Annotated in this window: 25 protein-coding genes; 18 read left to right on the top strand and 7 right to left on the bottom strand. The window is 51.2% G+C overall.

Annotated features, from left to right (window positions below):
• Nucleotides 1-67: 67 nt before the first annotated feature.
• Complete coding sequence (locus U0004_RS19025) at nt 68-586, top strand: hypothetical protein (RefSeq protein ID WP_070257653.1); 519 nt, start codon at nt 68-70, stop codon at nt 584-586.
• A 2-nt stretch (nt 587-588) separates the two neighbouring features.
• Nucleotides 589-1,209: a DUF4400 domain-containing protein gene (locus U0004_RS19020; protein WP_071653697.1), complete on the top strand. Its 621-nt coding sequence runs from the start codon at nt 589-591 to the stop codon at nt 1,207-1,209.
• Here U0004_RS19020 and U0004_RS19015 read toward each other — a convergent pair.
• Both U0004_RS19015 and U0004_RS19010 read right to left on the bottom strand, forming a co-directional pair.
• The gene (locus tag U0004_RS19015) at nt 1,181-1,687 is read right to left on the bottom strand and encodes a hypothetical protein (RefSeq protein WP_070257652.1); all 507 of its coding nucleotides are present in this window, start codon (nt 1,685-1,687) and stop codon (nt 1,181-1,183) included. The two genes, U0004_RS19020 and U0004_RS19015, sit on opposite strands and share 29 nt — an antisense overlap.
• Nucleotides 1,688-1,728: 41 nt before the next feature.
• Entirely contained in the window at nt 1,729-2,619 is an 891-nt protein-coding gene (locus tag U0004_RS19010; RefSeq protein ID WP_070257651.1) for a hypothetical protein, read from the bottom strand.
• A 546-nt stretch (nt 2,620-3,165) separates the two neighbouring features.
• On the opposite strand from U0004_RS19010, the gene U0004_RS19005 reads away from it, so the two are divergent.
• Both U0004_RS19005 and U0004_RS19000 read left to right on the top strand, forming a co-directional pair.
• Nucleotides 3,166-3,420, top strand: a complete 255-nt coding sequence (locus U0004_RS19005) for a hypothetical protein (protein ID WP_070257650.1) — start codon at nt 3,166-3,168, stop codon at nt 3,418-3,420.
• Entirely contained in the window at nt 3,417-3,557 is a 141-nt protein-coding gene (locus U0004_RS19000; protein ID WP_167468678.1) for a hypothetical protein, read from the top strand. Before U0004_RS19005 ends, U0004_RS19000 begins: the two co-directional genes overlap by 4 nt.
• A gap of 82 nt (nt 3,558-3,639) precedes the next feature.
• Here the strand turns inward: U0004_RS19000 and U0004_RS18995 are convergent, their stop codons facing one another.
• The 5 genes from U0004_RS18995 to U0004_RS18975 are packed head-to-tail and all read right to left on the bottom strand — an operon-like array spanning nt 3,640 to nt 5,881.
• On the bottom strand, nt 3,640-4,188 hold the full coding sequence (locus tag U0004_RS18995; protein ID WP_070257649.1) for an AAA family ATPase: 549 nt from the start codon (nt 4,186-4,188) through the stop codon (nt 3,640-3,642).
• Entirely contained in the window at nt 4,188-4,394 is a 207-nt protein-coding gene (locus tag U0004_RS18990; RefSeq protein WP_092605609.1) for a hypothetical protein, read from the bottom strand. The genes U0004_RS18995 and U0004_RS18990 overlap by 1 nt, the downstream gene beginning before the upstream one ends.
• Nucleotides 4,395-4,420: 26 nt before the next feature.
• Complete coding sequence (locus tag U0004_RS18985; RefSeq protein WP_139144198.1) at nt 4,421-4,657, bottom strand: hypothetical protein; 237 nt, start codon at nt 4,655-4,657, stop codon at nt 4,421-4,423.
• 1 nt (nt 4,658) lies between these two features.
• The gene (locus U0004_RS18980) at nt 4,659-5,654 is read right to left on the bottom strand and encodes a hypothetical protein (RefSeq protein ID WP_139144197.1); all 996 of its coding nucleotides are present in this window, start codon (nt 5,652-5,654) and stop codon (nt 4,659-4,661) included.
• Nucleotides 5,654-5,881, bottom strand: coding sequence for a hypothetical protein (locus U0004_RS18975; protein WP_139144196.1), 228 nt, complete (start codon nt 5,879-5,881; stop codon nt 5,654-5,656). The genes U0004_RS18980 and U0004_RS18975 overlap by 1 nt, the downstream gene beginning before the upstream one ends.
• Between U0004_RS18975 and U0004_RS18970 the strand changes: the two genes are divergently transcribed.
• The 14 genes from U0004_RS18970 (at nt 5,880) to U0004_RS18905 (ending at nt 22,320) form a co-directional block, all read left to right on the top strand.
• A complete protein-coding gene (locus tag U0004_RS18970) occupies nt 5,880-6,692 on the top strand; it encodes a hypothetical protein (RefSeq protein ID WP_070257646.1) in 813 nt (270 codons plus the stop codon). The two genes, U0004_RS18975 and U0004_RS18970, sit on opposite strands and share 2 nt — an antisense overlap.
• A 598-nt stretch (nt 6,693-7,290) precedes the next feature.
• On the top strand, nt 7,291-8,280 hold the full coding sequence (locus tag U0004_RS18965; RefSeq protein ID WP_070257645.1) for a CpaF family protein: 990 nt from the start codon (nt 7,291-7,293) through the stop codon (nt 8,278-8,280).
• A complete protein-coding gene (locus U0004_RS18960) occupies nt 8,249-8,629 on the top strand; it encodes a hypothetical protein (protein WP_139144195.1) in 381 nt (126 codons plus the stop codon). Before U0004_RS18965 ends, U0004_RS18960 begins: the two co-directional genes overlap by 32 nt.
• A gap of 345 nt (nt 8,630-8,974) precedes the next feature.
• On the top strand, nt 8,975-11,467 hold the full coding sequence (locus U0004_RS18955; RefSeq protein WP_070257643.1) for a VirB4 family type IV secretion system protein: 2,493 nt from the start codon (nt 8,975-8,977) through the stop codon (nt 11,465-11,467).
• Between the two features lie 28 nt (nt 11,468-11,495).
• A complete protein-coding gene (locus U0004_RS18950) occupies nt 11,496-12,230 on the top strand; it encodes a hypothetical protein (protein WP_070257642.1) in 735 nt (244 codons plus the stop codon).
• A gap of 301 nt (nt 12,231-12,531) precedes the next feature.
• Nucleotides 12,532-13,659: a type IV secretion system protein gene (locus U0004_RS18945; protein WP_070257641.1), complete on the top strand. Its 1,128-nt coding sequence runs from the start codon at nt 12,532-12,534 to the stop codon at nt 13,657-13,659.
• 59 nt (nt 13,660-13,718) lie between these two features.
• Nucleotides 13,719-14,591 (top strand): OmpA family protein, encoded by an 873-nt coding sequence (locus U0004_RS18940; protein WP_070257640.1) that lies wholly within the window; start codon nt 13,719-13,721, stop codon nt 14,589-14,591.
• A gap of 114 nt (nt 14,592-14,705) precedes the next feature.
• Nucleotides 14,706-15,398, top strand: coding sequence for a VirB8 family type IV secretion system protein (locus U0004_RS18935; protein WP_070257639.1), 693 nt, complete (start codon nt 14,706-14,708; stop codon nt 15,396-15,398).
• Nucleotides 15,395-16,231 (top strand): TrbG/VirB9 family P-type conjugative transfer protein, encoded by an 837-nt coding sequence (locus U0004_RS18930; protein ID WP_070257638.1) that lies wholly within the window; start codon nt 15,395-15,397, stop codon nt 16,229-16,231. Before U0004_RS18935 ends, U0004_RS18930 begins: the two co-directional genes overlap by 4 nt.
• A 2-nt stretch (nt 16,232-16,233) precedes the next feature.
• Nucleotides 16,234-17,628, top strand: coding sequence for a TraB/TrbI/VirB10 family type IV secretion system protein (locus U0004_RS18925; protein WP_070257637.1), 1,395 nt, complete (start codon nt 16,234-16,236; stop codon nt 17,626-17,628).
• Nucleotides 17,629-17,851: 223 nt separating this feature from the next.
• The gene (locus U0004_RS18920) at nt 17,852-18,577 is read left to right on the top strand and encodes a TcpQ domain-containing protein (protein WP_081345711.1); all 726 of its coding nucleotides are present in this window, start codon (nt 17,852-17,854) and stop codon (nt 18,575-18,577) included.
• Between the two features lie 18 nt (nt 18,578-18,595).
• The gene (locus U0004_RS18915; RefSeq protein WP_070257635.1) at nt 18,596-20,353 is read left to right on the top strand and encodes a type II secretion system protein GspD; all 1,758 of its coding nucleotides are present in this window, start codon (nt 18,596-18,598) and stop codon (nt 20,351-20,353) included.
• Entirely contained in the window at nt 20,322-21,656 is a 1,335-nt protein-coding gene (locus U0004_RS18910; RefSeq protein ID WP_139144194.1) for a type 4b pilus protein PilO2, read from the top strand. The genes U0004_RS18915 and U0004_RS18910 overlap by 32 nt, the downstream gene beginning before the upstream one ends.
• On the top strand, nt 21,646-22,320 hold the full coding sequence (locus U0004_RS18905) for a hypothetical protein (RefSeq protein WP_070257633.1): 675 nt from the start codon (nt 21,646-21,648) through the stop codon (nt 22,318-22,320). Before U0004_RS18910 ends, U0004_RS18905 begins: the two co-directional genes overlap by 11 nt.
• Nucleotides 22,321-22,325 lie beyond the last annotated feature (5 nt).

Raw genomic sequence — 22,325 nt, 5'->3', positions numbered from 1 at the left:
GTCTGGATGGAAGTGATGAGCCATGTGGTAGAAGCACAATGAAGAGTTAACCAAAAAAGACATAACCATGAATGAAAAAAAGATTCTATTAGATGCGATAAAGAATGCTGGGCTCTTGACGCAGACAAAATTTATATGGCTGGTCAATCCATTGTTGGAGGATATGGCGCTTAAATTTGCCAACTACGTTGGTCCATACTCATTGACGAAAAGCGGAAAATCTCTTCTTGGTTATTGTCTTAAACAGGCTGTTAGTCAGCACAAAAAAGAGAACGACCGAAGCGGGGATGTGCAAGCGGCTGCCGGGGCTTTTGCAAGGGTGTTGATAAATCACAGCCAGGATGTATTTTCTCAGCAACTGGTGGTGGAAACCTCTAGCGGTGATATTGTATGGTCGCCGTTCGTTTGTGGTGCCGATAAATTTATTAATAAATGGGCCGAATATCCCATGAGAAATTCAAGAATTGAATCTAATATTTCAGTTTCAATAGCCTCTGCATTTTTGATGATCCAGATTATGCCTCACTCTCTTCTGGATAATGAGTCATTGGCAGAATTTTTTCCAAAAAATGAAAAAAATTTCTAGTCATGGCTATTCATCCTGTTGAAGTAAAAAATACATTCTTGAGTCACTTCATCTTGTGGGCACTGTTTTTGCCTTTATTGACTATAATATCGGTTCCATTATTCAGTCCTGACCAGGGGGTGCAGAGCGAGGAAGTTGAGATGTTGAGAAGTTTTGGCGTGAATCTGGATAAGGTAAATGCTTCAGCCAACGATACATTTACTTCGGTATTTATTGCGACTGGCGTGATGCAATCAACGGAAGGTTTGGTTAATACAAAATTCCCGAGTTCTGCAGCTACAAGGTATGCAGTAAAATGGCTACGAGGAGTATATCTGATGATATATAAAAGCATATGGCGTCTATATGCACTGACGTCCATGTTTTTTATCCCTGTGCTCGCGCTGTGTATTCCATCCGCAGTAGATGGCTTCATGATTCGAGCAAGGAAAAGCTATAAATTTGAGACATCGAATCCTGTTTTCTTTTACTCCTCGATGCATGTATTTAGTTTGGTATTTGGTCTGTTTTTCTTTCTGCCGATAGCTCCTGTTACGCTATCGGCAAATATACTCGCGGTCATGCTCTGCAGCCTTGCGATTGCCGTGTGGGTAGCTAGCTCAAATTTTCAGTCGGGGAATTAAGCAACAATTTCTGGCGGTGGTGGGCACGCATAATCGCTGTCAGATACGACTCGTGCGGATTGAGAGTGCATTCTTCCGAGATCACTCTCAACATCCTTTGGGCGTCTCCACTGCACATGGCAAGCAGCTCAAGCATCAGCTTCGAGTGTATATCCGCTGATGCCTCTGCCATGCCGGGTGCTGGCGGCTGGCTTAACCCTGCCATGGGCTCCACTTGCCCATTTTTTTCGTCCGCCACGGTCGGCACATCAGCTTCCAGGACGAATAGCCGGTTATAAAGCGTTGGCCACGCGATAAACAAAACGGCCCCGCCTAATGTCCAGACTGTTGCAAAAACTCGTACTGGATCAGGCATGCCCAGTTTTAATGTGAGTTGACTCAGCATCACACCAGGTGCGATACAAACCAGAAATCTCAGCAGAGGTCTTGTGTTGACGATCCTTAGGGCCGTAGCTAATTTATCTTGTTTCATCTTCATTTCTATTTCCTTAAAAATTTAATCTCTTTGATGAGTTCCGCTTACACTCCGCGCAAGTTCAGGCTTGACAGGAGCCTGAGCCCTCGTTTTACCTCTGAAAAATTCGGATGCTTCGAGTCACGTACGAGTTGCAATAGGTCGACCTTGCCCCGCGCAACAACGAGCAGGAAAGAATTCAGTGCAAGTGAAACGGCAAGACTTGAAGAAAGGCCGGTAGATTTCATCATTGCATCGAGGACCATCTCCTCAGTAAGCGAGCCGAACGTGATTTTCCTAAAATTGCTTTTCTTGACTATCGCGTGGAGAGCACTTTCCTCACTTTCCTCGTGCTGGATCTGAGTTTCGCTTTGGGCCATTGTTCGTTTCCCCTTTGGCGATAACCATAACTCGGAGAAAGTCTTTATATGTGAATAAATTTTTCGTGTCGTAAAGTCGGAAGGCCGTGGGTATCCATAGGCCTCGACATGTCGCGCAACCTGACCCATGGTTGGATTCGGGGGAAGGGAGGTACGTAGCAAGCTGCATATGGTCTCAAAGTAGCGACACTTCTCAAGGCTAATCAGTGCAACCACCGCTGCACAGTAAGAAAAGCTCTTGCGTTCTCCAAGGCTCAGGTAAAAGTTCTGAATTTTCTGGCGCCCTGGGGAGTCGCCGATATTTTCCTTTATCTTGGCCAGGACACTCTGTCGTTTTGCTATTGGAATGAGATGGGCTTTTAGCTCAAGCACTACATTTTCACAAAAACGCATGTCTCTGGACTGGTTGGCTTGTCTGAAAAGGTCATATACAGCCGACGCGGATGGCGAAAATCCCAGTTTTTCCGATACTTGCGCCAACATTTTTTCTTTGTCGCATTCGGTTTGATCAAAATAGCCATCAACAATATCCATACGTAAGTCCTTTGTAATTCTCATAAAATGATCGTTCTTCATCTTTTCTCAGGAAATGAGGCCCATCCAGGCAAATCGCTTCCCAGGCTTTGTCGCCCGCCGTTCGTCTTTGTGTGAAATTTCAAGACGGATTGAAATTTCCATGTTGTTTCATATTCTAAAGTAATGTTCTTTGCCAACAATTCAATATAACTCTCAATTTTTTGAAGGAATCGAAAATATTTTATTTTAGGGTTGGCAAAATATGGAAAGTGCGGTAAAGTTGCTGTGTCGCAATTGCGGCATTGCGGTTTTTAAATTAATACTCCCACCTTGGTGCCCGCTTCAATCTGGCGTCAAAAAACAAAATCTCCAGTCTTTTCATTGGTCTTTCAACGAAAAGATATTCCAATCTCCAATTTTTACTTCGCCAGTTTTTGGCATAAATTATTGGAGGCTACATGTTAAAAATCCTTGTATAAAAACATTGCGCAAAAAAATATCAAAATCCATTTTTTTGGATTTTATATATATTTAATCAATGAAAATTTTTTAAAATATTCCGTCAGATCTGATTTCTGGCGGTACACATTGCAAATATGGAGTTCCATGAAACATCACTTGAAAATTCTCGGAGAATATGTAGGGCATTTGACAATAGGCGCACTGATGTTTGCTGCACTGCTATTTTTTGGCGGGGTACTGAATGTTCTGGTTCATTGGGCAACGCCAATCGTTGGTGACAATTCTTTTGCGAATTTGATGAAGATCGTAGAAAAAATTATTTTATATACAGATGCAACATTCATTATGTATTGGGCAATTTATTCAACGTATACGGCAATTAAGGAAATGATAAAATGAACATGTTTATGCAAGGTTTTATTGCCGGTGCACGTGAAACGCCCCAAGCCTTCTTCAAGCCTCTCGTCGCAGTATGGCGGTTGCTCAGAACGTTGATCAAGGTCATCAATTTAGCACTGTCTTCCAAAGCAGCTTAATATTCACCCAGCAGTCTACCTTCGGTAGACTGCTTCCTTACATCCAGGCTAAATCAGATAGGAGTGAATGGACCCGGCCCCTTCAGCGAGGAGCAATATACAGTGAGGCCATGAAATTGGCTAACGCATTGATCTCTTCTTTAGCGTCATGCGCATTGCGAACAAAGTAAAAATTCGAGTTACTCCGTACGTGCTTCAATACTTCGCAGAGCGAAGTATCCCGATGGGAGTTGAGGCCGGGTGTCCAGTGGCGTTTGGTCGTCGCTGCCCTTGATCGTAGCCGCTCGTTCCGGCTCTGCGCCGGTGCCCATACATAGGCGATCTTGGCAGCCGCCGGTAATAGCGGCAGATGTGCAGCTAGTACAGGAAAGCCATCGATCACGCAGCGATCATAAGACAAGGCATGCGCCAATAGCTTGCGCACAACATCGTCAGACAGCGGCTTGCTTGGTCTCATTGTTCGAATTGACAACATCAGGGTGATGGGGATATCGCCAGGGTAGGTGCCGGAGATCGCCAATCTTCGGAGCAGGCCTAGGTTCAGATGCGCATACCCGATTCTGGCGAGTGCCTGGCCTAACGTCGATTTCCCCACGCCATGGCGACCAATAAGACAGATAAGGTCGGCCATCAAAACATCCTGGTACGCTTCAAGATATCGGCCTCCAGCTGCAGGACCAGTTCGCGTGCGGAGCTGACATGCGATAGCGCTTGATCAATCAAGGGCGCATCGGCCGGCGATATTTTCTTTAGCCGCCGGAAGGCCTTCATTCCTTCCGATAGACAGTCGTTGCCATCGCGAAGATTCTCCGTGACTTTCCCATCTGCTGTATTCATCGTTTTCCAATCAATGTACATTAATACTATGGCGCTTCGGCGATCTCTGTTGATACGAGAATCGGCATCAGTTGCATAAGCGCCAAATTCAGTTTTTCTGCCGCAGCCCACAGCTCACTAAGGTCGCCCAGCCATCCAAGCACTGAAATAGCGAGAATAACTTTTGCCAGAACGAACCAGCGCCGATTCCACCAAGCTTCGCTTGGCTTGCGGTATCGCGAGTTGGTGCGCAGCAGAAATGACTCGATTTTTGATCGTCGCAAGTTATTTCTCGCTGAGCAGTCTGAAGCTCTTGCTGGCTGGTCTTGGCTCTTGAGATAAAAGAACAAATTTGCCAGCTTCGGGAATATCATCAACCTTCTTCATCGGGCTCTCCGCGATGTCTTCACCTTCCCGTGCAGCCTCCTTTGAAGTCAGCTTGCCTACGCTTACGGTGGCTACCTGACGGCTACTGGATTGCATCACGATTGGTAGTGGCGGCAGTGGCAAATCGACAGATCCGAACGCTTGCATTTGCATGTTCGCCTGGTCTGGTACGGTGACGGATACTGGCTTTACTGGCTGCATTGGACGCGACGTCGTTTCAATCGTTGCCAATCTGCTTTGCAGCTCGGAGATCGTACGGGTCGCCATTGTAAAATCGCGGTATAAATTTTCTGCCCGAGCGTAGAAATGATGGGCACTACCGGCAACGATGACGACGACTGCCGTGGCCAGCACTACGCGCCATGGCAATACTATGGACTTCTGGAAAAAAGGAGCAGCGCGGTATCGAAGTTGCTCGGCAATGAGCGTACCTGCGTGATAGCAGCACTGTCGGGACAGGGATGCCGCTGAATGCAAGAACTGCTGAGAGTACCGTGGCAACAGCGTTGAGAAAATGGCTGTATCGCCAAACCATTTTCCTGCCGGATTGCCTGAAGCACCATCCTGTATCCGCATGGCAGCATGCTGTTGATCAAAAAAGGGCATATACGCTGCAGGTCTTGGATGTTGGCGCTCCTGCGCCAGTCCCACATGATGATCATTTGCTGCGCAACCAAAGCGCGCGCTGAGTGACTCGGTTGCTGCCGGCGTATTGTCGGCTGTTGTCTTCGGCAAGCTTTGAATCGCTCTTGACAGATATTGTTCTTCGGCGAGGTTGGCCCATTCTGTGGAAAAGAGACGGCTATATGGCTTTGCTTCCGACCGGCGCCACATCGCAGCGACAGGCCGGTCCTCTCCAAAATGGAGCGGGCGTGATTCTATAGTTTCACTCATCAAGAAGACCTTCGCGACAACGCGCCATAGTTAGTTGAAACTTGGACTTTAGCAACGGCGCAATATTTTCTTAGAGCAATATCAAACCCAAAACAACTGGAATTCGGCATTTCCTGGATTGTCTGCCTGGGGACGGCAATACTGCTGAAAAAATACAGTTTTTCACTGTAAGCGTTGCCGGGAAGATTGGCAGCATGATGATTCTTAACCACAAACGGAATCGTCATGACAATCGAAAGTCCAACCGCACACACAGAATTGCACACAGCGATCTCGGAAATCGCTGCCGCGGATGATCAACTCACCCATATTCTCGACGGTGGCGCAGCTGGCGGCGCATCTTCCGGAGTCAGCATTATTTCGGAGAGCGAAGTTGTCGCATTGCGCGAGCGCGCACAGCGTCAACGGGCGCGCGGTGTAAAGCAGCTGTCCAACCGGCATGACGGTGTCGCCTCCATTCTTGTGACGGTAAGCTTGAACGAACGCAGCGTCGGCTCTGCATTCGAACGTTGGTTTTCCAGCATTGAGAATGGTATCTATGTCACGTGGAAGCGCGGTGAAATGTTTGTCGGCAAGGCCGGTGCTGAAGTATTGATGCAGATGATTACCGATAAGGTCTGTGAACTGGAAGCAGACGCGAGCGCCTCCGAAAAATCAGTTCAGCAATCCATGCAAATGATGCTAACTGACTCATCGGTTCTGCCCATGTATACCAGTCCGGCAGCAAAGCATGAGGTACAGCTGCGCACTCTCTTGAGCAAGCGCGTGCTTAGCGTCATCGAAAGAAACGATCGTACGCTGACTAACTTGGTTAAATTGCAATGGAATGGCGAAGTTGGACAAGATGAGATCGAAGCCCAGGAAGGCAAGGTCAAAAAGGGCCTGCGGGAACTTGCTGGCCTGCTTAACCGCACAGTCCGTGCCTTCCGTCAACGTGGCGATGCATTGGCGGAAGCGAATACCGGTCAGGAGGCAGGGCAGGGCCTGATACAAGCGACCGCTATTGATGCATCCGCTGCAGTTGCCAAGATAGCCTGATCGCGCCGTCGATTCCTCTTAACCCCTCGTCAGCCTGCACGGTAGTGACAGGTGGGCGTTGATTGGCATTGCTCAACCACGCTATGCCAGGTCTGAACCGGCGCTAACGCCGGCAGCATATCTTGTTCCTCACATCCAGCGTTTTGACATGTTGCTGGCGGACCTGTCTGAGGGCGCAGGGGCGCGGCCATGCCGTTCTCAAAGGCTACAGGCCGCCGCCTAACGCTGGCAGCAAACGCATGTCAACGTGGTTCGCCGGTCTCCTGCAGTGTCCGCACGTCCTGCAAAAATGGCATGCGGCATGCGGCATGAGAAGCATTCGCTGTTGTTGTCGAAGCAGAGGCCAAACGCCTTCTCATACGCCGCTCAATTTCCGACCTCCAACACAAGCAAGGTCCAATTTCCGAGGTGCATGAAGAATAGTCCCAGCAGATCAACGGGTTATGTGTGCGTCGGTAGAACTTTATGTTGCTCCAGGCACGCATTCTGAAACATGGGAAATTGAGTGTCGGATTTGACGGATTGCAAGCCGGCGCTACATGGATGATTCGTCCAGCTGTTGCTCCCATGATGATCGAAACAAATCAAAAAAAACCCGATGCTGAATCCGCAAATTGTAATTGATATCCTGAATAGCCAACTCGTTCCACTGGCTGCCTGGCTGAAAGACAAAACGGTCACAGAGATCATGGTCAATCCAGGTGGCCACGTCTTTGTCGAGGCAGCGGGAACAATTACTTATGTCGGCCAACTGCTCACCGAACACATGATCTCGACTGCCATCAAGGCAGTGGCAAAACATGTCCGGAAGGATGCCCGGGCCAATACTAACTCGGCAATTGTTAATGCAAGCATTGATGATTTGCGAATCTCGGGTGCACTTTCCCCCGTGAGTCCAGGCGGTTCATTCATCACGATCCGCAAACACCAGGATGCGGGAGATCGCCCCACCATGGAGGATCTGATCAATAAGAAGCAGGCGTTGACCGCAAAACAAGCGCAGACGATTGAACAGTTAGTTCTCCATGATCGGAACAACTTGATCATCGCCGGTGGCACGGGATCTGGCAAAACAACGCTGTTGAACGCCCTCCTGAACAAGATTCCTGGTCATGAGCGCATCATCACAATCGAAGATTCGCGCGAAATCCAGATATCTGTCCCGAATTTCATTCCCTTGCTGACAAATCCGGATGAAGGCATTTCGGCCCGGGACATGGTCAAGATGGCCATGCGGTCGCGGCCAGACCGCCTGATATTGGGAGAAACCCGCGGCGACGAAACCTACGACCTGATTCGTGCCTTCAACTCTGGCCACCCGGGTTCGATTTCTACCATCCATGCTGACTCTGCAGAAGAAGCCCTTGGCGCGCTGGAGATGTTGTTTCAGATGAGCTTGCCAGCAAATGCATCGATTTCCTCGGAACTTGCCAGGGGTTATATCGCAAAGTCGGTAAAGGTCGTTGTCTTTGTAAATCGCAGTATCGAATTCTCGGATGGACAGGCCCGGGTAATTCGCAAAATCCAAGAAATCTGTCTTGTTAAAGGAGTTATAAATGGAAATTATGTCCTCGAAAACGTCGCCTAAGAAGTTCACTTTTGCATACCTTAAGGCCGCGATCATCGCCAATACACCATCTCAGAAATCCTGCCTCCAAACCTTGGCGGCTATCCTTTGTGTGGCCATTCCAGAGATCGCGCTTGCGCAGGCTCAAGCTGGCGCCGGCGCAAATTTCTTCTGCTATATCGCACAGTATTTCAAGGCGATTGTCGGCACGGCGTGTTTGGTCACGATCGTACTTTGGGCTCTTGAGCACATCTTTGGCGTAGCCAAACTGCATGACGTTGTAATCAAGGTTGGTGTTACCGCTGCAGTCGTCATTGCCGGTTCGGCATTGATTACCAATTCCGGCTTGACCACTTCCTGCGTCGTATAACACATGCGCACTTCGCCAGTGACCCGGGCAATCAGCTTGCCCAGACTAAACTACGGAGTGTCCTCCAAGGCTCTTGGGTATTGTTGGGGACCGACCGCCCTAGTGGCAGTTCTCACCGGCTCCTCCCAAGGCTGGCTTTGGGCGGGAATCCCGATCAGCGTCGGGTTCACAGCGCACCTCATATTGCAATGGCTTTTCCAAAAGGATGCCAGGATCTTTGAGATGTATGTCAACTATGCGCGGCTGGCGGATTCCTATCACCCCCATGCCCGAGAAAGTTTACCCGCCACTTTTGAACGCCCACACAAAGTCGGGCGCGGAATCAGATTCTAGCGACACCAAATCATGTTGAAAATTAAATTCCGCGAGACGGACTTGGGGCATCCCCTGCAGGCGCTTTGTCCATGGATCGACTTCATCACACCCGAACTCGTGCTGAATAAAGATGGTTCCTTATTGGCCGCTTTTGACTACCGCGGCATCGATCCTGACAATGTCAGCGACTCAAAGGTCGACGGGACAGCTACGCGTATCGAAGCATCGAATGCGCTATTGGACAGCCGTATCACTGCCTGGTGGATCGTTGACAAGCGCAAGGATACATCCTATATCAGCGGGGAATTTACCAGCCAGGCGGCGAAGGATCTGGACACTATTTATTCCAGGAGCTTTACGGACGGAGAGCACTACACCCTTGATTACAAGTTCTATATGTTGTTCACCGGTGAAACTGGGGCGAACAAGTTCTTTGACCGAGTGGAACGCATCCAAACTGAGGAGGGCGCGGCCATCGGTAGTGCGGTGATTAAAGCAATCAAAGAGTCGTTGTCAGGTAGCCGCGCATTCGCCAAAGACATGGGTGTCCTGCGTAGCAATATTGGGGCCTTTGAAAGGATTATCTCGGCCTTTACCAGCGCATCGCCGCTGAATTTCACGCGCCTTTCCAAAAGCTCGGGTTTTGACAGGACCCTCGCTACGCTTCTGAATCGCGCCAGCCCGCCGGCCACGCATGCCAAGCCTGAGCGAATGATGCTTGACTCCTGGGCACCGGCAAACTACGTCGCCAGTGGGCCTGATGTGATTCAGTTCAAGGGCAACACGCGTACGGTTTATTGCGCGGCGATGGGCGTCATCAAATGGCCAGACCATACCTCTCCGATGTTATTTGAGACATTGTTGAAGATGGACGCCGAGCTGACCGTGTGTCAAATCACGCGCTTCCTCAATTCTCCTGAAAGTACCGCTGAGATTGACAAGGCTATCGAATATTACAACCTGACGCAGTATGGTCTTATTGCGCATTCGTTTGCTGCGGCGACCGGCAACGTAGCCGAGCCAAAGGCTGGCAAACGTGAGCTGTTCGACGAGTGCAAGGCCGCGAACGCGCGAATTGGCAGCGAGGGCATTACCTACGCCTACCACAATCTTACAGTCTTCCTGTACGGCGATAGCATTCCGGAACTGGAGGCGCGCGTTTCAGAGGCGGATCAAAAAATGAGCGCAGCCCGGTTTGGAATGATACGTGAACGGCTGAACACCTTGCCGGCCTTTGCGTCGATGCTGCCTGGCCAGTGGGCAATGCAAACGCGCTATGAATTGATGTCCGGGGAAAACGTTGCCGACTGTACGCCGATGTTTACGCTTGATGAAGGGTCACGTTCGCACAAGTACTTTTCCTCGATGATTTTTCAGCGCCCCGTGTCGAGTTTCGCCGTATTCGGCAATGCATACGGTACGCGATCCTATTTCTCCCCCCATGTGGGACAAATTGGTCATCTGCTCCTGATCGCTCCCACTGGCGGCGGCAAAACCACATTCGTCAACTTCTGTCTGTCGCAATTTCAGCGTTATCCGAAGAGAAATACATATATCTTCGACCGGAATTATTCGTGCAAGGTTCTGACAGCCTTGCACGATGGGCGTCATATTGACATCCGTACTGGCGTTGGGAAGTTCAATCCGCTGTTTGCCATGATGGACGGCTCGCCGGACGGCCAGCTTTGGGTGCGCGAATTTATTCTGCGGCGATTTGCCGAGGGAGACTTTGCCGCGACTACCGAAGACCGCGCCGACCTCGACACGGCCTTGACTGGCTTGGCGCAAGAATATGAACGGACGGGCAAGCCACTTCGCTTGAGCACGCTTGCAGCAATGCTGCCGAGGCGGCTTGAGGCCGAACTAGGTGAGTGGCTTGAGGGCCGGCCGTACGGGATGTTTGATACGGACGAAGACGACTTTTCACTGGCCGACTGGACCACTATCGAAATGAAGGATCTGATGGCTGTGGAGCGTTTGTCGCGCGCCTTCATGGACTATGCATTCCGAAAAATCTATGTCTCGCTGGATGGCACGCCGACGTTTATTTATATCGAAGAGGCCACTTTTCTGATCGCGAACCCCAAGTTCAAGGACATTCTTGATGACTGGCTGAAAACTTTCCGCAAAAAGAATGCATTCATCTGGATGACGATCCAATCGCCGGAAGCGATCAGCAATTCAGATATCGCGGCATCGATTCTGGATAATATTTTCAGTTTCCTGATGCTCTACAACGAAAAGGTGGAGCCACATCGCGCGGCGTACCAGAAGTATTTCGCTTTGGCAGATCATCATATCGACATGATTGCCCAGCTGATACCAAAACGTGACTATCTTCTGATCCAGTCTTCCGAGGGGGGCGGAGCATCGACAGCCCGCGTCTTACAGACCTCATTCAGCGCGGCTGAGTTGGCCTATCTCAGATCCGAGGAAACGATCTTGGGTATTTTCGATCGGCATTACGCCAGCGGCGCTGTCGACTGGAAGGCAAGATATCTGCAAGAAGTCAGTTCGATGTGAGTGCAATTCAATTAACCCGGGAAATCATATGAAATCCAAGTTCAAATTTTTCGTCGTGATCTCATCCTTTTTGTTGGCCTTTCTGACCGCGCCAGCGAACGCCATCTTTGGCGTAGGTGATATCGTGATTGATCCAACTAACCTCATCCAAAATACATCGACTGCCATCGCGGCTGTTAAAACAGAGGTTAGCACCGCTGCCTCGTATATTAAGCAGATTCAACAAACAATTGCTTTGGCCAGATCCTTGGCGTCTGTCGATGGGCTCGCGAAATTGGCAGGCGTCGAGAATGAATTGGCGTTGTACCGGGACCTCAAAAGAGCTGGCGACCAGTTGGTGGTGGTAATGAATCAAAGTAAACAACTCTCGCAGAATGTAAAGGCTGAGTTCGGTTCTTCGGATTTCAGCTGGAAAAGATTCTTGACCTCTCGTTCGACCATTCTGGGTAATCAAGCCCAATCATTGGCTGCACAATACGAATTGCTTAATAAATCATTGACTCAAATTGCGACACGGCGTCAAGTTATCGTGAAAGAGCTCGAGAAGTCGACGGGGCAGACTGCGGCCATCCAAAGCGTTGGTGCCGCAATTGACATGATGGTAGGACAAAATCAGCTGATGGTGGCGACATTGAAGATGCAGGGAGACTCTAAGCAAATCGACGTTCATCTTGATGATGCCGCCCGAAAAGCAGGGCAAAAGGTAATGAGTGAATATCAGCAAAAACTGCTGGATGAGGCTGCAAAATACGATCGCCCGTAGTGGACGATTTAACCTGCGTATAGAAATGTACGCAGGGCGAAGATGGTCATGGGGGTACAAGATTTTCGTGGAGTAGCTTATTTATTGGCAGGTGATAACGATACATGACAACATGAAATAGTCTGCCACTCCCGTCAGATAAGCACATGCATGGCTATGCCGCGTCAAGACTCTTTTTTTGACCGCCATGTTTTGCCTCTCTGGTTTTTCAAAGATATTCTAGTAAGAATTTCACATAATTGATTCAGGCGGTTGACTGGAAAATTATGTAAATCAACCTCTAAGATTTTCAAATATGTAAATGGAAATGAAAAAATACAACAAAATAAAATCCATCTTTCTCGCAATGCTTCTTGTTATGTGTGCAGTTGTTGCATCCTCGGCGGCTGCCGCATCGAGTGCGGAGGGTAATAAGGCGCCTGGTGCATTTTTTGATAAACTCGATAATGGCGTCAAAAATATCCAGGAAAATGCCCGCCGACCTATTGCCACAACGCTGTTTGACGCAGGTCTGACAATCGCGTTCAGGACCATCCCGTGGGCATTGGCGATCGCCGGATCGCTGGCTGTTCTTTACATGATCATTGAGGCAATGGGAGTCTTGAGCGGGAAAAATGGTTCAATGCTCACCGTAATATTCGATGTTGGATTGCCTGTGGTCCTTTGCTCCTACTTGTTGCTCAAGTATCCAACGGTCATAAAGGATTTCGCTGGGGCGGATGGACCGCTTCAATTCATACGAATGATCGGCGGGGATGCCATTACATCGGTCTTCAATATGTATTCCAGTATCCTAAAAATGATCGCTTCTGCGATTTCCAACAGCACGGCTACCGTCCTGAAAACTGCAAGCTTCTTCAATCTTGACAACACCATGGTCGCGATTTTTGATGCATTGATAACAGTTATTTTTGCTTTGGCAATTATTCTTTTATGCTTCGTCGGCCTGGCAGAGATCATGGGCCTGCTGCTGATGGGCCCATTTCTTACCGCTGTTGCTGTGGCGTTTGGCCCGATCTTCATTGCGGGGATTGTCACTCCGTGGACACGGGAATATTTCTCGAAATGGCTCGGTTTCCTGGTCGCGGCAGCCGTTTTGACTGGCGTGCTGGGTGTCAGTGTTTCCATCGCCGCGACGCTGTTTGAGCAATTTGGCTTTGCCGAAGTGGTCGCAAGTCCCACGCCTACAGCAATCGGAATGTTGATTGCCACCATAACCCTGATGAGCATTAATTCGCTTATCCAGCAAACGCCTGCAATTGCCAATGCACTGGTTCCTGGCTCATTTGGCGCGACTAAAACAGCGGGAGCGGCCGTCAAGGATGGCGCAAAAACGGCCAAGGATGCAGCCAAGTCAGTCTCCGGCGGGGCAGGAAAAATTCGCAAGGCTGCCATGGCAAAGATTTTGCCTGGCAAGAAAACTTCTTAGCCGCGCTACCGGCCGGAGCGTTCATCTGCTCAGGCCTTCAGAAACCCTGGAAGATCAGTATGACAAAAAAGACGATTTCTCGATTCGCCCTGGTTGCATGCTTGTCGGCATGCAGCACGGCGAATCCAATTCAGGATGCGATTGAGTTCGGGTACGTTGTGGACGGTGACGAAGCGCATGAAATAGTGCAGGTCTTCGAATTAAAAGGGGACACCGTCATACAACTCAGAAATTTTGAGGAAAGCGCACCCGTGTTCATGGGGGCGCAAGGTGCCATTACCTATTCGCGTGTTGGTCAAAGTGCCGTAGTAAAAGGAATTCATACGACACTCAGCCTGGACCGCAGCTGGGGAAAAATCGCGATAAGGCGAAATACCGTTCCAAAGCCGGTATTACCCAAGCCCGCATTGGCGATCGGCACAGCAGGCAGTCCAGATAGTGAAGAGTTCAAAGCCACGCGGCGCCTCAAGGCAGAAATCGCGGCAATGCGGGCGGAGCTCACGCGGTTGAAGAGCCAACTGGCGTCAGATCGTATCGTGCCATCAGCACCGATTTCTGCATCGGAGACGGCATTGGCCGAGCGGTTTGCGCCGATCTCAGCCGAAATCAAGATCACATCCTACAGTGTGAACTTCAAGAATAACAGCGTGTCTTTTTCCCCCAATCGACAAACTAAATCCCTGTTTCTTGCCAAGGCAAAAGGGGCGAGCAGAGTGTTAATTACCGGATACACGGATAGCGTTCAGGCCAATGCGGCAAGCTCCAGATTGGCAAAAGGGCGGGCGGCATCCACTCAGGCATTTTTGATACAAGGCGGCATCTCCCCGGAGAAGATCCAGTTGTCGTATAGGCCCGCCGGCGGATTCATCGCCGATAACTCAACGCTGGAGGGAAAACTGGCGAATAGAAGGGTAGAGGTCCAGTTTATCTGATTTTTATCCATCTTTATTGCCCCTGCACGACGCGTATCTTGCCTTTGAAATTCCGATCAGAAAAATGCGTCGTTTTGTCGTTCTTCCTTTGCCCTTCCTCTTCACAATCAACACATGAAACCACAACAAAAAAACCTCGCGGGCAAGGTTCCCGATTTCGCTCCAGGCCAGATTGCCGACGACACTGCCCGACAACATTTTGAGTCTGGCGCCCGCGCGACTATTGAGCGAAATCGCTGGTTTCTTGTGTCATGTGGCCTGACCGTCGCATTGGTAGTGCAGGGAGCGCTCTTCAACTATCTATTCCCGATGAAGTCTGTAGAAACCATCCAGGTGACCAAGGAAGCTGGCGGGCGTTTGGTGGCGGATGGTGTGGCAGTCGGCAATTGGACGCCGGACAAGGATTCCATCGGATTCTTCCTCAACCGTTGGGCCAACTCTGTATATGACGTCAATCGCGCCACTATCGATGGCACGACCCGCGAGGCGTCCGAACTGGTCGTTGGTACCGCACAGGCCCAGCTGAAGGAGCTTCGCATCAAGGACAACCCGTTTCTGGCGCTTAAAAACAATGCAAACTACTCTCGCACCTACGAATACAAGTCGATCAATTTCATTGAAAACGATGTTGCTTTCCTGCGGTTTAAGACCATCACGCGCAGCAATGACCAGGTTACTGAAATGACATATGCCATGAGTATTACCTTTACGCGCGTAAAGCCGACCACGCGGGAACAGCTCATGCGCAATCCGGCTGGCCTGTTCATTACCAGTTTTAACATCAGCGAAGAAGCGCTCTCGAAATGAAACTTTCCTCCCACATTGTGAGCGTCGCGCTCCTTTCCGCTATTTTCATGACGCCGCACGTGCAAAGTGCATCGGTTCAAAAATCCATCACAGCCCGAAAACCAGTGCTGATCGACGCCGCGGCAGAGGCCATTCCCGTACCGATGGAAAACCGAATCGTCCGCTATACCTATTCTCCCGATATCATTTTCCGGGTGTTTACGCAGCCCAACCGGCACACCTTTATTGAGCTGGGCGAGGATGAAGGCCTGACGGAGGAGCCAAAGACGGGAGATTCCATCCAGTGGCGCGTTTCGGGTGGGCCTCGGAACATCTATGTCAAGCCGAATCGGGAAGGCATCGAAACCTCGCTCACGATCGTCACGAACAAGCGTTCGTACATATTTCAGTTGATTTCCGGAAAGCGCGAATCAAAACTTTATCAAAAAGTGAGTTTTGACTACCCCGACCGGATTGCCGAAATTCGCCTTCGCCAAGACAACGCCGCAGCGGTGCGCGTCGCGGAAGACGACCGGCTGAGGGAGCAAGTTTTGGCTGCGAATGTAAGCCCAGCTGAACTCAGCTTCGAGTTCGATATCAGCGGCGATGCCACTTTCAAGCCGACCGCTGCCTACACGGATGGAAAGGCCACCTACCTCAGGATGCCGAACAGCCAGGATAGTCCGGCAGTCTTTTTGATTGAGGACGATGGGAGTCCTTCTTTGATCAATTACAAGGTGAAGGGCGAATTGATCGTCGTCGAAAGAGTCGCGCAACATTTGCTTCTGAAATTAGGCAAGGCAGAAGTGAAAATATCCAAGCGCAAACCGAATCACAGCACATTCTGGCGGTAATCATGGCGAAAGACCCATTTAGCAATATCCCCGAACTGGATGAAGGGGATGGTTTTCCACCATCCGGGGCTCCCAATCATGTTCTGGAGAACAATAAGCTCAATCAGGGAAAACCACCGAGGAATATGCTGAGCAGTATCAGCAAGATCCTGATGCCAGTCGCCATCATTGGCATCCTGGTATGGATGTTTGCGCCAGGCGAGCATGCGACAGCAAAAAAAGTAGCCGCCCAGCCTGATGTGGTCGTCAATCAGGCGACTCAAGCCAACAATACAAATACTTTGCTCGATAGCCTGAAGGATCAGGCATCCAAGGCGCCTGGGCCACAGATGCCAGCGCAAGCTGCAGCTCAAAACAATCCGTCCGGACAAAGTCGGGGAGCGGCTCAAGCCAGCGTGAACACGCGTGTTTCCCGCGACTATGCCGAACCTGCCAATATGGCATATCCCTTGCCGGCGGCATTTAATTCGACTTCCGGAATGAGTCCACAGGAGGCGGCGCAAGCCGCTGCCCTTGGGCGTCAACAGCGGGAACAGGAGATACGCTCGGCACCAATCGAAGTGTCCGGGCAATTCAAGCTCGCCACTGATGTTGCAAACGCGGGTCAGCCTGTAAGTCAGCTACAGCAACTGGAAGCCGAAATTGCCGCGACCAATAGTAAACGCGACAGTGCTGCGCAGGCGCAAGCCGATGCGACTTTACGCGCATTAGCCGGAAACCCGGCGCCGGTTGCCAGCAGGGCCAAGGGCCGGAATGAGGAGTTTCTATCGGCCGCCGCAGGAACTGGTCCCACGCCACTGCTCCACCAGCAGTCCGCACCGACGCACACGCTGATTCAGGAAGGAACGGCCATTCGTGCCGTTTTATTGACCGGCGTGAATAGCGATTTGCCTGGCAAAATTGTCGCCCGAGTCACATCAGATGTCTACGACAGTATTCATCAACGCTTTGTCCTCATTCCGAAAGGAAGCAAGCTAATTGGCGTCTACAGCAGCGAAGTAGTGATCGGGCAAGAAAGCTTGTTATTCGCCATGACGCGATTAATCTTGCCCAATGGTAGTTACATTTCCCTTGCCGGCGCGCCGGCGACGAACATGATCGGGCAAAGTGGAATTAAGGCCGACGTGAACAATCATTTCATGAAAATGTTTTCGACCAGTTTCATTCTGGGGGCCACCTCGCTCATGCTTCCTAGTAGCCAGAATACCGTGTCGACAACCTCAAACGGCGGGGGCAATGTGACGACTGGCTCCGTAGCAGGGCTGGCTCTGAACGATGCCTTGAATACGATGATGGCGAGAAACAAGAGCCTGTCGCCAACGCTTAGCACTTCTTTTGGCAGCCCATTCATGTTCATGGTCGCGCAAGACATGGCGGTCATGCCTTATCACGATTAAAAATCGCACAGTCTGCCACAAGGCGACTTTTCCTAAGTTGCTGATCAGGCGTGCAATTTGCGCCGGTCAGCACTTCATTCGGCGCTGACTTCTGTTGTGATCACGCGCGTTCGCTTGGGCCAAAAACTGCCAATAAAGATGGGCATCTCGGCAAGGAAAATGATGCGCTCTGGCTCAAAATCGAATATAGGCATCGACTATCCACCAGGACATTACTACCCCCATGAACTCTTTTAAAACTATTTCCCTCGTTGCGTTAATGCTTGCCGCGAGCTCGGCGGCGGCCATCGACAGTCAATATTACCTGGCGGACGCGATGATGAGCCAACAAGTTCGGACATACAGTGATGGAAAGAATACGTACATCGACGCCATTCCCGGCTTGATTGTGCGTGGCGCAACGGCCGATGGCGATTCCTACGTGATGCCAGGGGTGCCGCGAGAAATCAAAATTCAGCTGAATGGACGGCAGACATCGTTGATCCATGGCCAACGCCAGGCCATGCCTGCTGGCCCGTCAGCGCGCAATGCTGCCACTGCTGACATTGTGAACAAGATCGAGCGCCTGGAATTAAAACTTAAGCAAGCTGAAGGTGCCAGAAGCAGCAATGACGGCGTCGCTTATCTCAGCGATGACGAGACGGTTCAAGGGCGAGGCGATCCCGTCCAGCAATGGGATGTTCGACCGGAAGACATTCGTTTGGCAAATACCTTCGAACGGTGGGCCAAAATCGCAGGGTGGCGCATCCAGTGGGATGCGAACAAGCATTTGCTTATCGAGAGTACGTCAACGTTCACTGGTTCTTTTGAGGATGCCGTGAAGGCGGCATTGATGACCCCAGGTATCCGCTATGGGGCGTATCCGCTCGAGGCTTGCGTGTACGCGAATTCTCCGCCACTGGTGCGCATTACGCGCCAAGGCGAGCAGTCGCAAGAGTGCCCCGACTAACTCCTTAAATTTGAAATCATGAAGAAAATTATACCGCTGGGTCTATTCCTGCTTTCCGCCTGCACGTCGCCTCAACTGCAGCGCGCCGCCAGCGATGATGTCAGCAACGCGCTTAACAAAGCCTCGATGGGAACGGGAGGCATTGCGCCCAAAGGCGGCGGCGCCACGCGAGGATCATCCGATTACGCGGACAAGCTGGCCGCAGAGCAGTCAAACATGCCCGTTCTGCGCCGCTCCAAAAAGGCTTGGCTGGGTTCCCAAATGGTTCCTGTTACAAACGATGACAAATTGCCGTCGGTTTTTAAAACCAAGTACTGGCTCGAATTCAATGACAAGAAGGAGAATCGTTTTGTATCGCTGACCACGGTGGCCACACGATTGACCGAGTTGACCGGCGTTGCCGTGCGCGTACAACCGGATGCACTGGAAGGGTGGGCCCGCAACGGCGAGGCGGGCGTGCAACGTGGCGCCGCGCCTGCGCCATTTAATCCACAAGCTCTTGGACAGCTGTCGCCAAGCCCTTTGCCGCTCATTCAAAATACCTTTGCACCTCAGTCAGCGGCACCGCAGGTGCTTGTTGATTCGCTGGAGATGAAGTGGAACGGCACCTTGGTGGGCTTTCTGAATCACTTGACTGATCGCCTTGGCCTGGCCTGGGAATTTCGCGACAACACGGTGGTGATCATGAAGTACGTCACTGAATTCCATGAGGTTGCGGCTTTTTCTGGCCAGACCAATTATTCGATGTCAACCGGGGGGGCGTCGAATGGTTCCAGTGGAACTGCTGGCGCTGGCGCATCTCAAACTGCATCGACACAGCTGGAAGTGAAGGAAAGTGAAAAAGAGGCCGATGCCGTCAATTCAATCATGGTGGCTGTCAAGCAAATGATTTCCTCGGTGCCTGGCTCAACGGTGACCCGCTCTGAAGGTTCTGGACGCATGGTCGTGAAAACGTCGCGTGAAATGCAGAGTCAGGTCCGTGATTTCCTCAAATCGGAAAATACTTCCATGCTCCGGCAGGCGCAGATCCAATTCGATATCTATTCCGTGCGAACGGCAGACAACGACGAGCGTGGCTTGAACTGGTCCGCTGTGTTTAATACCCTCTCCGGTATTTACGGTGCCAATATCACCTCGCCATCCACCCTGACTGGCGCCACAAGCGGCAGCATTGGTCTGAACATCCTGAATACTGGTGATGGAAACAACTCGAACACCAGTGCGCGTTTCGGCAATTCGTCCGTGATCGTGAACCTGCTGAAGCAATACGGCACAAGCGTGCAATATCGCCCGGTTTCTCTATTGGCCCTGAATCGGACCTGGGCGAAGAAATCCCGCTTGTCCACGGAAGGCTACTTGGCTGAGACGACTCCGGGACCGGCAAGCTCGACTGGAGTGGGCGCCCCTGGCTTGAAAACCGACAAGATCACGACAGGCGACCAGTATGTCGCTCTTCCGCAAATCCTGGACAACAACACCGTGCTGTTGAAATTCGGTGTTTCCTTGTCGGATCTGCTCGGCCTGTTTGACGTTACCGTTGGCAGCGGTTTGACTATTCAGAAGGTACAGACACCCCGGGTCAGCAGTGTCAACGACCAATACACCGTGGCATTGAAACCAGGTGAGGTGATTGCGATTTCCGGCCTGTCGCGCCTGGTTACGACCACGGATCAGCGGTCACTGGCGGAAGGTGCATCGATCGGTTGGGGTGGGAGCCGCAAGATAGAAATGCAGCGGGAGAACTTTGTCATTTTCGTTCGCCCAGTCATTCTTTAAAGTTCAAAATGATATGACTCAGCTTATCTTTAAAGAAAAGAAGCGCGTAATGATTGCTGGCCTGGACTGGAGTGTTCTTCAGCATTACCGGTCCGGCAACACGATCACAAGGGAAGTGCGAACCATTGCGGGCGATCACGGTGCTGACCGTATTATTATCCATGCGGCGAACGTCGCGGGGATGGTGTCGGCCACCATCGGCACGGCCAACCTGGCCGAAATTGAGGAGCCTACCGGGCGGGAACAGCACTCATTGGCCGCCGTGTTTGCGCGCGCGTATCCCGAGAACGCCAATATGGTTCTGGCATGGCGTCTTGACTCGGCCGTGGCAATTGTCGTGGTACAAGACGGCTTACCCGTTGTCGACATGCTCAAGGCCGACACGGACGCGCTGGCCTTTCTTGAGGCGGTCATCAATGGCAGTTTTGGTTGCCTTGGGCATACCATTTATAGCAATGAAACAGAGATACACCCATTCGCCGAGCTGATAAGCGAAAGCCAGCTTTGGACTTGTGCAAGCAAATCCACGCGCTTGGCAAAAATTCCGCTTAAAAGGTCGGTTGCCATGCTGGGTACGCTGGCCGCAGTCCTCATAGCAGCCAGCGTTTATTACTATGATCAGGAACAGTCCAGCAGGAGGCTGGCCGCGGCCCAGGCTGCATTGGATGCGGAAAACCCCATGCCTTCCTATCAAGCCGCATTGACTGACAATATCGGTGCGTTGGGCTTTGAGCGTGCCTCGATCAAGGCGACGTTAGCCCAACTGCAAAATTACCCCGTATGGTCTCAGGGCTGGATGCTTCGGAAAATTGAGTGCGACCGTTCGCGCTGCGTCTCATTCTGGGACCGCATGGGCGGAACGACTAATACGCTAATTGCTGCACGTCAGCAGGAAACCTATCTGGCAGAAAGCAACGAAGAGGTCTCGCTGTTTGCCTGGAAGTCGAAGCTCAAATCGTCTGGTCTTTCTTCATTGAGCCAATTTGAAACAGAGTCTCAAGCAACGATAGGCAACATCAATACGTTCCAGCTGTGGCGCAATGCGGGCATTGCGATCGACGAACCGGTGAAAGATTTTGTGACATGGCCCAAGCCCCCAATTGGCGATGGGAGCCGTCTTCCAAGGGGTAGCGCGGTAATCGCTCGGCCGATCTCGGTAACAGCGCCATTCCCATTTGCCGAAGACATCATTAATGGAACTCCCGCATCCGTGTGGTGGCAAAGCATTGCCATTACCTTTTCTCCTGGCGGGAAATCCGAGCAACTCAAAATTACCCTAAAAGGCACCACATATGTTCGCTAAACTGCTACCTACATTGGCGGCTGTTGCTCTGGCAACTTCCGCGATCGCACAACAGATGCCAGTACCAGAGGGCAGTGGCAAAACGAATTCGCCCCTCGTCGCCAGCCCGCCATCAACCGTACGGGCCCCCATATTGCCGGCGAAGGCCGAGCCGTCCAAAACGGATCAGGCAAAGGCCGGCCAGGCGGCGCCATCCGTTTCTGCATCCGCAAAAACTGCGCATGTTCCAGCCGCGCCGGCAATTGCGCAGGCAATACAAACGCCGCCCACTGGCGTTCTATCCATCCAGCAGGTGGCCGATGCGCAGCGCCAACAACTCACTGCCGAAGCGTTTCAAAAGTTAGGATTGATGAGCACAGCGCCATCTGCCGCTGCGCCTCCGGCTGAATTTCCTAAACTGTATCGTGCTCCAAAAATCTACCCGAAAATCGAATACGTTGCTGGTGCCGCCGGTGACGAAAAGGCTGGATTCCGCATGCCCGACGGCGAACTTCTGCAACTGGAAGCCGGTGACACCATCAAGCAATGGCAAATCAAGAATATTGCCAATGGCAAGGTATATCTTGAAATGCCGGCCAACGCTTCATCGTTGAAAGGTGCACAAAAAAAGAAAGTCAAAGCGCCTGCCTCCAGGTTGATGGCTGTTGGCCAATCGTTGAAGTAGGCGGT

This window comes from Janthinobacterium lividum, assembly GCF_034424625.1.
In the GTDB taxonomy this organism is placed as follows: Bacteria; Pseudomonadota; Gammaproteobacteria; order Burkholderiales; family Burkholderiaceae_D; genus Janthinobacterium; species Janthinobacterium lividum.
The sequence above is the reverse complement of the archived record's forward strand: the minus strand, read 5'-3'. Positions and strand labels throughout refer to the sequence as shown.

Bases quoted from the DNA above. Each gene is read 5' to 3' on its own strand.
- U0004_RS19025 (WP_070257653.1), top strand. From the start codon at position 68: ATGAATGAAAAAAAGATTCTATTAGATGCGATAAAGAATGCTGGGCTC.
- U0004_RS19020 (WP_071653697.1), top strand. From the start codon at position 589: ATGGCTATTCATCCTGTTGAAGTAAAAAATACATTCTTGAGTCACTTC.
- U0004_RS19015 (WP_070257652.1), bottom strand. From the start codon at position 1,687: ATGAAGATGAAACAAGATAAATTAGCTACGGCCCTAAGGATCGTCAAC.
- U0004_RS19010 (WP_070257651.1), bottom strand. From the start codon at position 2,619: ATGAAGAACGATCATTTTATGAGAATTACAAAGGACTTACGTATGGAT.
- U0004_RS19005 (WP_070257650.1), top strand. From the start codon at position 3,166: ATGAAACATCACTTGAAAATTCTCGGAGAATATGTAGGGCATTTGACA.
- U0004_RS19000 (WP_167468678.1), top strand. From the start codon at position 3,417: ATGAACATGTTTATGCAAGGTTTTATTGCCGGTGCACGTGAAACGCCC.
- U0004_RS18995 (WP_070257649.1), bottom strand. From the start codon at position 4,188: ATGGCCGACCTTATCTGTCTTATTGGTCGCCATGGCGTGGGGAAATCG.
- U0004_RS18990 (WP_092605609.1), bottom strand. From the start codon at position 4,394: ATGAATACAGCAGATGGGAAAGTCACGGAGAATCTTCGCGATGGCAAC.
- U0004_RS18980 (WP_139144197.1), bottom strand. From the start codon at position 5,654: ATGAGTGAAACTATAGAATCACGCCCGCTCCATTTTGGAGAGGACCGG.
- U0004_RS18970 (WP_070257646.1), top strand. From the start codon at position 5,880: ATGACAATCGAAAGTCCAACCGCACACACAGAATTGCACACAGCGATC.
- U0004_RS18975 (WP_139144196.1), bottom strand. From the start codon at position 5,881: ATGACGATTCCGTTTGTGGTTAAGAATCATCATGCTGCCAATCTTCCC.
- U0004_RS18965 (WP_070257645.1), top strand. From the start codon at position 7,291: ATGCTGAATCCGCAAATTGTAATTGATATCCTGAATAGCCAACTCGTT.
- U0004_RS18960 (WP_139144195.1), top strand. From the start codon at position 8,249: ATGGAAATTATGTCCTCGAAAACGTCGCCTAAGAAGTTCACTTTTGCA.
- U0004_RS18955 (WP_070257643.1), top strand. From the start codon at position 8,975: ATGTTGAAAATTAAATTCCGCGAGACGGACTTGGGGCATCCCCTGCAG.
- U0004_RS18950 (WP_070257642.1), top strand. From the start codon at position 11,496: ATGAAATCCAAGTTCAAATTTTTCGTCGTGATCTCATCCTTTTTGTTG.
- U0004_RS18945 (WP_070257641.1), top strand. From the start codon at position 12,532: ATGGAAATGAAAAAATACAACAAAATAAAATCCATCTTTCTCGCAATG.
- U0004_RS18940 (WP_070257640.1), top strand. From the start codon at position 13,719: ATGACAAAAAAGACGATTTCTCGATTCGCCCTGGTTGCATGCTTGTCG.
- U0004_RS18935 (WP_070257639.1), top strand. From the start codon at position 14,706: ATGAAACCACAACAAAAAAACCTCGCGGGCAAGGTTCCCGATTTCGCT.
- U0004_RS18930 (WP_070257638.1), top strand. From the start codon at position 15,395: ATGAAACTTTCCTCCCACATTGTGAGCGTCGCGCTCCTTTCCGCTATT.
- U0004_RS18925 (WP_070257637.1), top strand. From the start codon at position 16,234: ATGGCGAAAGACCCATTTAGCAATATCCCCGAACTGGATGAAGGGGAT.
- U0004_RS18920 (WP_081345711.1), top strand. From the start codon at position 17,852: ATGAACTCTTTTAAAACTATTTCCCTCGTTGCGTTAATGCTTGCCGCG.
- U0004_RS18915 (WP_070257635.1), top strand. From the start codon at position 18,596: ATGAAGAAAATTATACCGCTGGGTCTATTCCTGCTTTCCGCCTGCACG.
- U0004_RS18905 (WP_070257633.1), top strand. From the start codon at position 21,646: ATGTTCGCTAAACTGCTACCTACATTGGCGGCTGTTGCTCTGGCAACT.